The organism is Pantoea brenneri (genome assembly GCF_038594305.1).
GTDB lineage: Bacteria > Pseudomonadota > Gammaproteobacteria > Enterobacterales > Enterobacteriaceae > Pantoea > Pantoea brenneri.
Window position 1 is genome coordinate 535,463 of sequence record NZ_JBCGBG010000003.1, and the last position, 13,805, is coordinate 549,267.

Sequence of the window (13,805 nt, forward strand, 5' to 3'; positions counted from 1 at the left end):
GGAATAGAGTACGCGTTATGTCGTCTAACAATCACAACAACACTGATGACCAGCAGGGAACCGGTCCGCGCCACGTCGCTATCATCATGGACGGCAATGGTCGCTGGGCCAAAAATCAGGGAAAACTGCGTATTTCCGGCCATAAAGCGGGCGTGAAATCGGTACGCCGCGCTGTCAGCTTTGCCGTCAGTAACAAACTTGAGGCCCTGACGCTGTACGCCTTCAGTAGCGAAAACTGGAGCCGTCCGGCACAGGAAGTGACCGCATTAATGGAGCTGTTTGTCTGGGCACTCGACAGTGAAGTGAAGAGCCTGCACAAGCACAATGTCCGTTTACGCATCATTGGCGATACCAGCCGCTTCAGTCCGCGTATTCAGGAGCGGATTCGCCGTTCTGAGGCGTTGACTGAAAATAATGATGGCCTGACGCTCAACATCGCTGCTAATTATGGCGGCCGTTGGGATATTATCGAAGGCGTGAAAAAACTGGCAGAACAGGTGCAGGAAGGTTTACTGCGTCCTGACCAGATTACCGAAGAGAGCCTGACGTCGCAGCTCTGCATGCAGGAGCTGGCGCCAGTGGATTTAGTGATAAGGACCGGGGGAGAGCATCGGATTAGCAACTTCCTGCTGTGGCAAATTGCCTATGCTGAATTCTATTTTACCGATGTGCTCTGGCCGGATTTCGATGAACACGTTTTTGAAGGTGCACTGAATGCATTCTCTCTGCGGGAGCGTCGTTTTGGCGGCGCTGCACCAGGCGGCGCCTGAGCAATCTGGGGGTAACCTTTGCTGAAGTCTCGTCTGATTACCGCGTTGATATTAATTCCGCTGGTAATTGCTGCTCTGTTCTGGTTACCGCCGGTTGGTTTTGCAATTACAACTATCGTCATCTGCATGCTGGCTGCCTGGGAATGGGGGCAACTGGCCGGCATGGCGTCCCGTCAACAACGCATCTGGCTGGCTGTGCTCTGTGGGCTGCTGCTGGCGCTGATGTTGTTCACTCTGCCACCCTATCAACATGATGTGCATCTGCCGCAGGTCGCGACATCGCTTTGGGCGTCGCTGGTGTGGTGGGTCGTTGCGCTGCTGTTGGTGCTCTCTTATCCGGCGTCAGCCTCGTTCTGGCGCCATTCGCGTCCGCTACGATTACTGTTTGGCGTGTTAACGCTGGTGCCCTTCTTCTGGGGCATGATGGCGCTGCGTCAGTATCATTACGACACCGATCATTTCGCCGGTGCCTGGTGGTTACTGTTCGTGATGTTGCTGGTGTGGGGTGCGGATTCCGGTGCGTATATGTTTGGCAAAATGTTTGGCAAGCACAAGCTGGCACCGCGCGTTTCACCGGGCAAAACCTGGGAAGGTTTCCTCGGCGGTCTGGTCTCGTCGGCGCTGATTGCGCTGCTGTTCGCCTCGCTGGCCCCGCTGACGGTGTCAGCAGGCACGCTGGTAATCTGCGCCATTATCGCCACTCTGGCCTCGGTGCTGGGCGACCTGACCGAGAGCATGTTCAAACGTGAAGCGGGCATTAAAGACAGCGGTCATCTGATTCCCGGTCACGGCGGCATTCTGGATCGCATCGATAGTCTGACTGCGGCGGTGCCGGTGTTTGCCTGTTTATTGCTGCTGGTGTTCCGCACCCTTTAAGGACAGGCAACGATGTTGAGTATTCTCTGGAGTTTTGTCGCCTTTATCGTCGCGCTGGGCGTGTTGATTACCGTACATGAGTTCGGCCACTTCTGGGTCGCTCGTCGCTGCGGCGTCAAAGTCGAGCGCTTCTCCATCGGTTTCGGTAAGTCACTCTGGCAACGCCGCGACCGTCACGGTACCGAATTTGTTATCGCGCTGATCCCGCTCGGCGGCTACGTCAAAATGCTCGACGAACGTGTCGAGAGCGTGCCAGCCGAGTTGCGTCATCAGGCGTTCAACAACAAAGCTATCTGGCAGCGCGCCGCGATTATTGCGGCCGGTCCTGTCGCCAACTTCCTCTTCGCCATCTTTGCTTACTGGGTTGTGTTTATTCACGGCGTACCTGGCGTACGTCCGGTGATTGGCGAAATTTTAAACGGTTCGGTGGCTGCGGAAGCGCAAATTACACCCGGCATGGAACTTAAGGCTGTCGATGGTATCGAAACGCCTGACTGGGATGCTGTGCGTATGGCGCTGGTCGGCAAAATCGGCGACAGCAATGCCACCTTAACCGTGGCGCGTTTCGGCGAAGATGCCACGCAACAGAAACAGCTGGATTTGCGTCACTGGCAGTTTGAACCTGATAAGCAGGATCCGGTGGTGGCATTGGGAATTCGTCCGCGCGGTCCGCAGATAGAAACCACGCTGGCCGAAGTTCAGGCGAACTCGCCAGCCAGTGAAGCCGGTTTGCAAGCAGGCGACAGGATCGTTAAAGTCGATGGTCAGCCATTATCGCAGTGGCAGGCTTTTGTCGCCCAGGTCCGGGATAACCCGGGCAAAAGCATGGCGCTTGAGGTGGATCGTGGCGGTGACTCAATCGCGCTGACGATGACGCCGGAAGCGAAACCTGGCAATAAAGCGGAAGGATTTGCGGGGGTTATCCCACGAATTGTTCCTCTGCCAGAAGAGTATAAAACGGTAAGACAGTATGGCGCGTTTGCGGCTATCGGCGAGGCCAGTGTAAAAACCTGGCAACTGATGAAGCTCACCGTCTCTATGCTGGGCAAGTTAATAACCGGTGACGTAAAGCTGAACAACCTGAGCGGGCCAATTTCGATTGCGCAGGGTGCAGGATTGTCAGCAGAGTATGGATTGATTTACTACCTGATGTTTCTGGCGTTGATTAGCGTCAACCTGGGCATCATCAATCTGTTCCCTCTGCCGGTTTTAGATGGTGGGCACTTGCTCTTCCTGGCGATCGAAAAGATCAAGGGTGGACCGGTGTCCGAGCGAGTTCAGGACTTTAGTTATCGCATCGGTTCGATTTTACTGGTGCTGTTAATGGGGCTTGCACTTTTCAATGATTTCTCACGTCTGTAATCGCGGGAACGCGAACATTCGAGGGATGTGTTAGGAAAACGCATAATAACGATGGCGATGAAAAAGTTGCTCATAGCGTCGCTGCTGTTTAGCAGCGCCACCGTTTACGGTGCAGACGATTTCGTGGTGAAGGATATTCATTTCGAAGGGCTGCAGCGAGTCGCCGTCGGCGCGGCTCTGCTGAGCATGCCAGTACGGGTTGGCGATACGGTGAATGACGATGATGTCAGAAATACCATTCGCTCGCTGTTCGCTACTGGCAACTTTGAGGATGTTCAGGTCCTGCGAGACGGTACAACGCTGATTGTCCAGGTCAAAGAACGTCCTACCATTGCCAGCATTACCTTCACCGGTAACAAAGCGGTGAAAGAGGATCAGCTCAAACAAAATCTGGAAGCCTCAGGCGTACGGGTCGGCGAAGCGCTGGACCGTACCATGATCTCTTCGATCGAGAAGGGACTGGAGGACTTCTACTACAGCGTCGGTAAATATACTGCCAGCGTGAAAGCGGTCGTTACGCCGCTGCCGCGTAACCGTGTCGATCTGAAGCTGGTGTTCACCGAAGGTGTCTCTGCCAAAATTCAGCAGATCAATATCGTCGGCAACAAAGCCTTCAGTTCTGATGAACTGATTTCCCGTTTCCAGCTGCGCGATGAAGTGCCGTGGTGGAACGTGGTTGGCGATCGTAAATACCAGAAACAGAAACTGGCGGGCGACCTTGAAACCCTGCGCAGCTTCTATCTCGATCGCGGTTATGCCCGCTTCAACATCGATTCCACGCAGGTCAGCCTGACGCCGGATAAGAAGGGCATCTACATCACCGTTAACATCACCGAAGGCGATCAGTACAAAATCGCTGGCGTTATCGTCAACGGCAGCATGGCAGGCCATTCAGCAGAAATTGAACATCTGACCAAGATTCCGGCGGGCGAGCTGTATAACGGCGCGAAAGTCACGAAGATGGAAGATGAGATCAAGAAGCTGCTGGGGCGCTATGGTTACGCCTATCCGCGCGTGGTCACCCAGCCGGAAATCAACGATGCGGATAAGACAGTAAAACTGCATATCAACGTCGATGCCGGCAACCGCTACTACGTCCGTAATGTCCGTTTCGAAGGCAACGACACCTCAAAAGATTCGGTGTTGCGTCGCGAAATGCGCCAGATGGAAGGGGCATGGCTGGGCAGCGATCTGGTTGAGCAGGGCAAAGAGCGTCTGAACCGTACCGGCTACTTCGAAACGGTTGATGTCGATACGCAGCGTGTACCAGGCTCACCTGACCAGGTGGACGTGGTCTACAAAGTTAAAGAGCGTAACACCGGGACCTTTAACTTCGGCGTCGGCTACGGCACCGAAAGTGGCGTCAGCTTCCAGGTCGGCGTCACGCAGGATAACTGGCTGGGCACCGGTAATACCGTTGGCATCAGCGGTACCAAAAACGATTACCAGACCTATGCCGAGTTCTCGCTGACTGACCCGTACTTCACCGTTGACGGTGTGAGTCTGGGTGGCCGCCTGTTCTATAACGACTTTAAAGCGGATAACGCTGACCTTTCTGACTATACCAACAAAAGTTATGGTCTGGACGGTACGCTTGGCTTCCCGATTAACGAAAACAACACCCTGCGTGTCGGTCTGGGCTATGTCCACAATGACCTGTCAAACATGCAGCCGCAGGTTGCGATGTGGCGTTATCTTAATTCGGTCGGCAAGCCGCAACAGCTCAATGACGAAGGCGATTTCTCAGCAGATGACTTCACCTTTAACTACGGCTGGACTTACAACACCCTCGACCGTGGCTTCTTCCCGACCTCCGGTAACCGCACCAACCTGAACGGTAAGGTGACGATTCCGGGCTCGGATAACAGCTTCTATAAGGCCACGCTGGATACACAGCAATATGTGCCGATTAACCAGGATCGTACCTGGGTGCTGTTAGGCCGTGGCCGTGTCGGTTATGGCGATGGTCTCGACGGCAAAGAGATGCCGTTCTATGAGAACTTCTATGCCGGTGGTTCCAGCACCGTGCGTGGCTTCCAGTCCAATACCATTGGTCCGAAGGCTGCGTACTACAATAACAACTCGTCCAACTGCCGGATCGCCGATCCAAACGGTGTCTGTAAGTCGGATGATGCGGTGGGCGGTAACGCCATGGCGATTGCCAGCCTGGAGCTGATCACGCCAACGCCGTTCCTGAGCGAGAAGTATGCTAACTCGGTCCGTACCTCGGTGTTTGTCGATGCCGGTACAGTGTGGGATACCAAGTGGGAAAATACCGCGGAGACGCGTGCTGCCGGCATTCCTGACTACAGCGATCCAAACAACATCCGTGTATCAAGCGGTGTTGCGCTGCAGTGGATGTCGCCGCTCGGCCCACTGGTGTTCTCTTACGCCCAGCCGATCAAGAAAATCGAGGGAGACAAGTCAGAGCAGTTCCAGTTTAACATCGGTAAAACCTGGTAATGTTCTGCGCATGGATGCATAGCTGAAGTATTGCCACCGGGCAGCTCATGTGGCTGTTCCGGGGCAAACACTGTGTCGCTGACACAAACGTTGATGGTAAGGAGTTTATAGTGAAAAAGTTGTTGTGTGCCGCAGGTCTGGGTCTTGCTTTAGCGGTTTCCGCTGGTGTTCAGGCTGCTGACAAAATTGCAGTGGTAAACGTGTCCAGCATTTTCCAACAGTTACCGCAACGTGCGACTGTTGCTAAACAGCTGGAAAATGAGTTCAAAGGCCGTGCGACTGAACTGCAGAGCCAGGAACGCGATCTGCAAACCAAAATGCAGCGTCTGCAGCGTGACGGTTCAACCATGAAGGCCAGCGAACGCAGCCGCATGGAAAAAGACGTCATGTCACAGCGCGAAGCTTTCTCCTCTAAAGCGCAGGCTTTCGAGCAGGATAACCGTCGTCGTCAGATGGAAGAGCGTAACAAGCTGCTGAGCCGTATTCAGGATGCCGTCAAGAAAGTCGCTGACAGCGATGGTTACGACGTCGTGATCGACGCGAACGCGGTGGCTTATGCGTCAAACGCAAAAGACATCACTGCTGACGTGCTGAAACAGGTTAAATAATTGATGTCATCTATTCGACTGGCTGATTTAGCCCAGCAGTTGGATGCAGAATTGCACGGAGATGGCGATATCGTCATCTCCGGCATTGCTTCTATGCAATCCGCCACAACTGGCCAAATCACTTTTCTTGCAAACAGCCGTTACCGCGAGCAACTCGCCCTGATTAAGGCCTCAGCCGTGGTGCTGACGGAAGCGGATCTGGAGTGGTGCCACACCGCAGCGTTGGTGGTGAAAAACCCTTACCTGACGTATGCGCGTATGGCGCAAATACTCGATACCACCCCCCAACCGGCACAAAATATTGCGCCCAGCGCCGTGATTGATCCCAGCGCCCGACTTGGTGCAAACGTCGCCATCGGTGCGAATGCGGTGATTGAGGCAGAGGTTGAACTGGGCGATAACGTGGTAATTGGTGCCGGATGTTTTGTCGGCAAAAAGACCCGCATTGGCAGCGGCACGCGTCTGTGGGCCAATGTCTCTGTTTATCACGAGATTCAGATCGGTCAGGATTGTCTGATTCAGTCCGGCACCGTTATTGGTTCTGATGGCTTTGGTTATGCCAACGATCGCGGCAACTGGGTGAAAATCCCTCAGTTAGGCGCAGTGATTATCGGCGATCGCGTGGAAATAGGTGCCTGTACCACCATTGATCGCGGTGCGCTGGATAACACTCTGATCGGCAATGGTGTTATCATAGACAACCAGTGTCAGATTGCCCACAACGTGGTTATTGGTGACAATACTGCGGTTGCAGGCGGTGTGATCATGGCGGGTAGTTTAAAAATTGGTCGTTATTGTATGATTGGCGGTGCCAGCGTCATTAACGGACATATGGAAATCTGTGACAAAGTCACCGTGACCGGTATGGGTATGGTCATGCGTCCGATCACAGAGCCTGGTGTATACTCGTCAGGCATTCCGCTACAACCCAACAAAACCTGGCGCAAAACTGCAGCGCTGGTGATGAACATCGATGACATGAGCAAACGCTTAAAAGCCATCGAGCGCAAGGTCGGTAAAGACGACTGACCGCCATCCCAAAACTGACCGGCTTTCATAATAAAAGTGTTAAGCAGGGAAGCCAGGCGCCACAGAACCTATTTGCGGCCTGCGGAAGATCATGTTGATCTGTGCAGGCCGTGTTATTGATGTCATCAGATTTTTAGGACAGGAAGAGTATTTTGACTACTGAAACTCATACTCTGAAAATTGAAGAGATTTTAGAGCTGCTGCCGCACCGCTATCCGTTTCTGCTGGTAGACCGCGTGCTGGAATTTGAAGAGCACAAATACCTGCGCGCAGTGAAGAACGTTTCTGTTAATGAACCGTTTTTCCAGGGGCACTTCCCTGGTAAACCGATTTTTCCTGGCGTTCTGATCCTGGAAGCGATGGCGCAGGCCACCGGTATTCTGGCGTTTAAAAGCGTGGGTAAACTGGAGCCGGGCGAACTCTACTACTTTGCCGGCATCGACGATGCTCGCTTCAAGCGTCCGGTTGTGCCGGGCGATCAAATGATCATGGAAGTCACTTTCGAGAAAACCCGCCGTGGTCTGACCCGCTTTAAAGGCGTGGCGACCGTCGATGGCAAAATCGTTTGTGAAGCGACCATGATGTGTGCCCGTAGCCGGGAGGCATAATTCGTGATTGATCCAACCGCCACTATCCATGCCAGTTCTGTCATCGAAGAAGGTGCCATCATTGGCGCTAATGTTCACATTGGTCCGTTTTGCTTTGTTGGTGCCAACGTTGAAATCGGTGAAGGAACGGTCCTGAAATCACACGTCGTGATTAATGGCCATACGCGTATCGGCAAAGATAACCAGATCTATCAGTTCGCCTCAATTGGTGAAGTGAATCAGGATTTGAAATATGCCGGTGAACCGACGCGTGTTGAAATCGGCGATCGTAACCGCATTCGTGAAAGCGTGACGATTCATCGCGGCACCATCCAGGGCGGCCATGTCACCCAGGTTGGCAGCGATAATCTGCTGATGGTGAATGCGCACATTGCGCATGACTGCGTGATCGGCAACCGCTGTATCTTCGCCAACAACGCCACCCTCGGTGGTCACGTCACGGTCGATGATTTCGCCATTATTGGCGGCATGACGGCGGTGCATCAATGGTGCACGATTGGCGCGCATGTGATGGTTGGCGGCTGTTCTGGCGTAGCGCAGGATGTACCACCTTATGTGATTGCCCAGGGCAACCACGCCACGCCGTTCGGGATCAATATTGAAGGTCTGAAACGTCGTGGCTTCAGTAAAGAGTCACTGCACGCGATCCGCAATGCCTACAAATTGCTTTATCGCAGCGGCAGAACGCTGGATGAAGTGAAGCCTGAAATTGAAGCGATCGCGAAGCAGCACAGCGAAGTGCAGCCTTTCTACGATTTCTTTGCCCGCTCAACCCGTGGATTAATTCGTTAATCCATGTCAGCGCGTCCTTTAACGATTGCCCTGGTCGCCGGAGAAACCTCCGGCGATATTCTTGGTGCAGGCCTGATCCGTGCGTTAAAAGCGCGCCATCCTGAGGCACGCTTTGTTGGCGTAGCCGGTCCGCTGATGCAGGCGGAAGGGTGTGAAGCCTGGTACGAGATGGAAGAACTGGCGGTGATGGGCATCGTCGAAGTGCTCGGCCGACTGCGACGTCTGCTGACGATTCGCCGCGATCTCACTCAGCGCTTCAGCGAACTGCGCCCCGATGTGTTTGTCGGCATCGATGCGCCCGATTTTAATATCACGCTGGAAGGCAACCTCAAGCGTGCGGGGGTTCGCACTATTCATTACGTCAGCCCGTCAGTCTGGGCATGGCGACAAAAACGCGTGTTCAAGATTGGCCGCAACACCGATCTGGTGCTGGCGTTTCTGCCGTTTGAAAAAGCCTTTTACGATCGTTATAACGTTCCCTGTCGCTTTATCGGCCATACCATGGCAGATGCGATGCCGCTGCATCCCGATAAGCTGGCTGCGCGCCGCCACCTGGCGATTGCCGATGATGCGCTCTGTCTGGCGCTGTTGCCCGGCAGCCGTGGTGCGGAAGTGGAAATGCTCAGCGCTGATTTCCTGAAAACCGCTCAATTGTTGCGCCGCCACTATCCGGCGCTGGAGATCGTGGTGCCACTGGTTAACGCCCGTCGCCGCGAGCAGTTTGAGAAAATCAAAGCCGAGGTGGCGCCGGAACTGCCGATGCATCTGTTAGATGGGCATGGGCGTGAGGCGATGATTGCGAGCGACGCCGCATTACTGGCGTCAGGCACTGCCGCACTCGAATGCATGCTGGCAAAATGCCCAATGGTAGTGGGTTACCGGATGAAGCCCGCCACCTTCTGGCTGGCGAAGCGGCTGGTGAAAACGCCGTACGTTTCGCTGCCGAACCTGCTGGCCGGGCGCGAACTGGTTACCGAGTTGCTGCAGGATGAATGCCAGCCGGACGCGCTGGCGGCGGCGTTAGATCCGCTGCTGCACGCCGGACCTGAGCGCGACACTCTGCTACAGACGTTTCATGAATTACATCAACAGATCCGCTGGAACGCCGACGAACAAGCGGCGGATGCGGTACTGGAGCTGGTGAATGCCTGATTTTATCTATCCTGCCGTCGGGCTGATTGCCGGCGTAGACGAAGTAGGGCGCGGGCCACTGGTCGGCGCGGTCGTCACTGCCGCGGTGATCCTCGATCCGGCAAAACCGATTATCGGCCTGGCGGATTCGAAAAAATTGTCAGAAAAACGCCGTCTGGCGCTGTATGACGAAATCAAAGAGAAGGCGCTGGCCTGGAGCCTGGGCCGCGCAGAGCCGGAAGAGATTGACCAGCTTAATATTCTGCGCGCCACCATGCTGGCGATGCAGCGCGCGGTCGCCGGTTTGCCGATCCTGCCCGACTACGTGCTGATTGATGGCAACCGCTGTCCGGCGCTGCCGATGCCGTCGCAGGCGGTGGTCAAAGGGGATAGTCTGGTGGCGGAAATAAGCGCTGCCTCCATCATTGCCAAAGTGACGCGTGATCGCGAAATGGCGGAACTCGATCTGCTGTTCCCGCAGTATGGCTTTGCGCAACACAAAGGCTATCCTACCGCGCTGCACATGGAAAAATTGACGCAGCATGGTGCCACGCCGCACCACCGTCGCAGTTTTGCTCCGGTACGCAACGCGCTGATCGATGCTGACGTACTGGCTGCCCGCCAGCCCCATACGCTTTAATAGCCTGACACTGTTTTAACCGGAAACTGATATGGCTGAACCCCGTTTTATACATCTGCGTGTCCATAGCGACTATTCGATGGTTGATGGCCTGGCGAAAACCGGGCCGCTGATCAAGAAGGCGGCTGCACTTGGCATGCCCGCGATTGCGATTACCGATTTCACTAATCTGTGTGGTTTAGTGAAGTTTTACGGTGGTGCGCACAGCGCAGGGATCAAGCCGATCATTGGTGCCGACTTCAACGTCGCCAGTGAGCTGATGGGGGATGAGTTGACCCAGCTGACAGTGCTGGCCGCCAACAACACCGGTTATCAGAACCTGACGCTATTGATTTCACGCGCCTATCAGCGAGGCTACGGTGTGGCCGGACCGATCATCGATCGTGACTGGCTGCTGGAGCTAAATGAGGGATTAATCCTGCTGTCGGGTGGACGTCGGGGCGATGTCGGTCGCAGCCTGCTGCGTGGCAATACGGCATTGGTTTCGCAGTGTCTGGCGTTTTATCAGCAGCATTTTGCCGATCGGTATTACCTGGAACTGGTGCGCACCGGTCGTCAGGATGAAGAGAGCTATCTGCACGCGGCGGTTGAACTGGCGATCGCTGAAGGTGTGCCGGTCGTCGCCACCAACGAAGTCTGCTTCATCAATGAAGAGGATTTCGACGCTCACGAAATTCGCGTTGCGATTCATGATGGCTACACGCTGGACGATCCAAAACGTCCGCGCAACTACAGTCCTCAGCAATATATGCGCAGCGAAGCGGAGATGTGTGAGCTGTTTTCGGACATCCCGGAAGCGCTGGAAAACAGCGTAGAGATTGCTAAGCGTTGTAACGTCACGGTCCGGCTGGGTGAGTACTTCCTGCCGCAATTCCCGACTGGTGACATGACCACCGAAGATTATCTGGTGGTGAAATCGCGTGAAGGGCTGGAAGAGCGTCTGGCGTTCCTGTTCCCTGACGAAGCGGAACGTGCAGAGAAACGCCCGGAATATGATGAACGTCTTGAGATTGAGCTCAACGTTATCAACCAGATGGGTTTCCCCGGCTACTTCCTGATCGTGATGGAGTTTATCCAGTGGTCGAAGGATAACGGCGTGCCGGTCGGACCGGGTCGTGGTTCCGGTGCAGGCTCGCTGGTGGCCTATGCGCTGAAAATTACCGATATCGACCCGCTGGAATTTGACCTGCTGTTCGAACGTTTCCTTAACCCGGAACGTGTTTCGATGCCCGACTTCGACGTCGATTTCTGTATGGAAAAGCGCGATCAGGTGATTGAACATGTCGCGGATATGTACGGGCGTGAGGCGGTTTCGCAGATCATTACCTTTGGTACCATGGCGGCGAAAGCGGTAATCCGCGATGTTGGCCGCGTACTGGGGCACCCTTACGGTTTCGTCGACCGTATTTCAAAACTGATCCCGCCCGATCCCGGCATGACGCTGGAAAAAGCCTTTATCGCTGAGCCGCAGCTGCCGGCCATGTATGACGCGGACGAAGAGGTTAAGGCGCTGATCGATATGGCGCGTAAGCTGGAAGGCGTCACGCGTAATGCCGGTAAACATGCTGGTGGCGTGGTGATCGCGCCGACCAAAATTACCGATTTTGCCCCGCTTTACTGCGACGAAAACGGCCAGTTCCCGGTGACTCAGTTCGACAAGAATGATGTGGAATATGCCGGGCTGGTGAAGTTTGACTTCCTCGGCCTGCGTACTCTGACCATCATCGACTGGGCGCTGAAGATGATCAACCCGCGCCGGGAAAAGCAGGGACTGGAGCCGATCGATATCGCCGCCATCCCGCTGGACGATAAAAAAAGCTTCGACATGCTGCAGCGCTCGGAAACCACTGCGGTGTTCCAGCTTGAATCGCGCGGCATGAAAGATCTGATTAAGCGTCTGAAGCCTGACTGCTTTGAAGATATGATCGCGCTGGTGGCGCTGTTCCGTCCGGGTCCGTTGCAATCCGGCATGGTGGATAACTTCATCGACCGTAAACATGGCCGTGAAGCGATCTCTTATCCTGATATTCAGTGGCAGCATGAGAGCCTGAAGCCGGTGCTTGAACCGACCTACGGCATCATTCTCTATCAGGAACAGGTGATGCAGATCGCCCAGGTCCTCTCCGGTTATACCCTTGGCGGAGCGGACATGCTGCGCCGTGCAATGGGTAAAAAGAAACCGGAAGAGATGGCCAAGCAGCGGTCGGTATTCCGTGACGGTGCGGAAAGAATGGGCATCGACGGCGAACTGTCGATGAAGATCTTCGATCTGGTAGAAAAATTTGCTGGCTACGGCTTTAACAAGTCACACTCCGCCGCGTATGCGCTGGTCTCTTATCAGACGCTGTGGCTGAAAGCCCACTATCCGGCCGAGTTTATGGCTGCGGTCATGACGGCTGATATGGACAACACCGAGAAGGTGGTGGGTCTGGTCGATGAATGCTGGCGCATGGGGCTGAAGGTCCTGCCGCCGGACATCAACTCCGGTCTGTATCAGTTCCACGTCAATGAGGCAGGTGAAATCGTCTACGGTATCGGCGCGATCAAAGGCGTCGGTGAAGGGCCCATCGAAGCGATCATCGACGCCCGTAACGAAGGCGGCTACTTCCGCGAACTGTTTGATCTCTGTGCCCGCACCGATACCAAAAAGATTAACCGCCGGGTGATGGAAAAATTGATCATGTCCGGTGCCTTCGATCGCCTTGGACCGCACCGCGCCGCGCTGATGAGTTCCCTCAGCGATGCGCTGAAAGCAGCCGATCAGCATGCCAAAGCGGAAGCGATTGGACAGGCAGATATGTTTGGCGTGCTGGCCGATGAGCCGGAGCAGGTAGAGAAATCCTACGCCAGCGTTACGCCGTGGCCAGAGCAGGTTCAGCTGGATGGCGAGCGGGAAACGCTGGGGTTATATCTTACCGGCCACCCGATTAATCAGTATCTGAAAGAAATTGAGCGTTACGTCGGCGGGGTGCGACTGAAAGATATGCATCCTACCGATCGCGGTAAAATTACCGTCGCGGCTGGTCTGGTGATCGCTGCGCGCGTAATGGTGACCAAACGCGGCAACCGAATTGGTATCTGTACTCTGGACGACCGTTCCGGCCGTCTTGAGGTGATGTTATTTACCGATGCGTTAGACAAATACCAGCAGTTGCTGGAGAAAGACCGTATCCTGATCGTCAGCGGACAGGTCAGCTTTGATGACTTCAGCGGCGGCCTTAAAATGACCGCCCGGGAAGTCATGGACATCGACGAAGCGCGCGAAAAATACGCGCGCGGACTTGCTATATCGCTGACGGACAGGCAAATTGATGACCAGCTATTAAACCGACTCCGTCAGTCCCTGGAACCCCATCGCTCAGGGACTATTCCGGTGCATCTCTACTATCAGAGAGCCGACGCGCGAGCGAAGCTGCGCTTTGGTGCAGCGTGGCGAATTTCGCCCAGCGATCGTTTACTTAACGATCTGCGCTCGTTGATTGGATCGGAGCAGGTGGAACTGGAGTTTGACTAAAACAGGAACATT

Annotated in this window: 11 protein-coding genes; all 11 read left to right on the top strand. The window is 54.8% G+C overall.

The genetic code is table 11. The features are described 5' to 3' along the window. Nucleotides 1-17: 17 nt before the first annotated feature. The 11 genes from ispU (at nucleotide 18) to dnaE (ending at nucleotide 13,793) form a co-directional block, all read left to right on the top strand. Complete coding sequence (gene ispU / locus AABB92_RS15960; RefSeq protein WP_031375281.1) at nucleotides 18-770, top strand: (2E,6E)-farnesyl-diphosphate-specific ditrans,polycis-undecaprenyl-diphosphate synthase; 753 nt, start codon at nucleotides 18-20, stop codon at nucleotides 768-770. Nucleotides 771-788: 18 nt separating this feature from the next. Next, a complete protein-coding gene (gene cdsA, locus AABB92_RS15965; RefSeq protein ID WP_031375282.1) occupies nucleotides 789-1,646 on the top strand; it encodes a phosphatidate cytidylyltransferase in 858 nt (285 codons plus the stop codon). Nucleotides 1,647-1,658: 12 nt separating this feature from the next. After that, entirely contained in the window at nucleotides 1,659-3,008 is a 1,350-nt protein-coding gene (gene rseP / locus AABB92_RS15970; protein WP_031375283.1) for a sigma E protease regulator RseP, read from the top strand. Between the two features lie 51 nt (nucleotides 3,009-3,059). Further along, nucleotides 3,060-5,471, top strand: a complete 2,412-nt coding sequence (bamA, locus tag AABB92_RS15975) for an outer membrane protein assembly factor BamA (protein ID WP_031375284.1) — start codon at nucleotides 3,060-3,062, stop codon at nucleotides 5,469-5,471. Between the two features lie 110 nt (nucleotides 5,472-5,581). Next, a complete protein-coding gene (gene skp / locus AABB92_RS15980; protein ID WP_003852644.1) occupies nucleotides 5,582-6,079 on the top strand; it encodes a molecular chaperone Skp in 498 nt (165 codons plus the stop codon). A gap of 3 nt (nucleotides 6,080-6,082) precedes the next feature. Beyond that, nucleotides 6,083-7,108, top strand: coding sequence for a UDP-3-O-(3-hydroxymyristoyl)glucosamine N-acyltransferase (lpxD, locus tag AABB92_RS15985; RefSeq protein WP_031375285.1), 1,026 nt, complete (start codon nucleotides 6,083-6,085; stop codon nucleotides 7,106-7,108). Between the two features lie 152 nt (nucleotides 7,109-7,260). Continuing rightward, nucleotides 7,261-7,716 (top strand): 3-hydroxyacyl-ACP dehydratase FabZ, encoded by a 456-nt coding sequence (fabZ, locus tag AABB92_RS15990; protein WP_031375286.1) that lies wholly within the window; start codon nucleotides 7,261-7,263, stop codon nucleotides 7,714-7,716. A gap of 3 nt (nucleotides 7,717-7,719) precedes the next feature. Continuing rightward, complete coding sequence (lpxA, locus tag AABB92_RS15995; RefSeq protein ID WP_031375287.1) at nucleotides 7,720-8,508, top strand: acyl-ACP--UDP-N-acetylglucosamine O-acyltransferase; 789 nt, start codon at nucleotides 7,720-7,722, stop codon at nucleotides 8,506-8,508. A 3-nt stretch (nucleotides 8,509-8,511) separates the two neighbouring features. Then, entirely contained in the window at nucleotides 8,512-9,660 is a 1,149-nt protein-coding gene (lpxB, locus tag AABB92_RS16000; RefSeq protein ID WP_046289207.1) for a lipid-A-disaccharide synthase, read from the top strand. Then, on the top strand, nucleotides 9,653-10,279 hold the full coding sequence (gene rnhB / locus AABB92_RS16005) for a ribonuclease HII (RefSeq protein ID WP_031375288.1): 627 nt from the start codon (nucleotides 9,653-9,655) through the stop codon (nucleotides 10,277-10,279). Before lpxB ends, rnhB begins: the two co-directional genes overlap by 8 nt. 31 nt (nucleotides 10,280-10,310) lie before the next feature. After that, the gene (dnaE, locus tag AABB92_RS16010) at nucleotides 10,311-13,793 is read left to right on the top strand and encodes a DNA polymerase III subunit alpha (protein WP_046289208.1); all 3,483 of its coding nucleotides are present in this window, start codon (nucleotides 10,311-10,313) and stop codon (nucleotides 13,791-13,793) included. The last annotated feature ends 12 nt before the right edge of the window (nucleotides 13,794-13,805 follow it).

Coding starts and splice junctions, on each gene's coding strand:
- lpxB (WP_046289207.1), top strand. CDS start 8,512: ATGTCAGCGCGTCCTTTAACGATTGCCCTGGTCGCCGGAGAAACCTCC.
- rnhB (WP_031375288.1), top strand. CDS start 9,653: ATGCCTGATTTTATCTATCCTGCCGTCGGGCTGATTGCCGGCGTAGAC.
- bamA (WP_031375284.1), top strand. CDS start 3,060: ATGGCGATGAAAAAGTTGCTCATAGCGTCGCTGCTGTTTAGCAGCGCC.
- lpxD (WP_031375285.1), top strand. CDS start 6,083: ATGTCATCTATTCGACTGGCTGATTTAGCCCAGCAGTTGGATGCAGAA.
- rseP (WP_031375283.1), top strand. CDS start 1,659: ATGTTGAGTATTCTCTGGAGTTTTGTCGCCTTTATCGTCGCGCTGGGC.
- ispU (WP_031375281.1), top strand. CDS start 18: ATGTCGTCTAACAATCACAACAACACTGATGACCAGCAGGGAACCGGT.
- dnaE (WP_046289208.1), top strand. CDS start 10,311: ATGGCTGAACCCCGTTTTATACATCTGCGTGTCCATAGCGACTATTCG.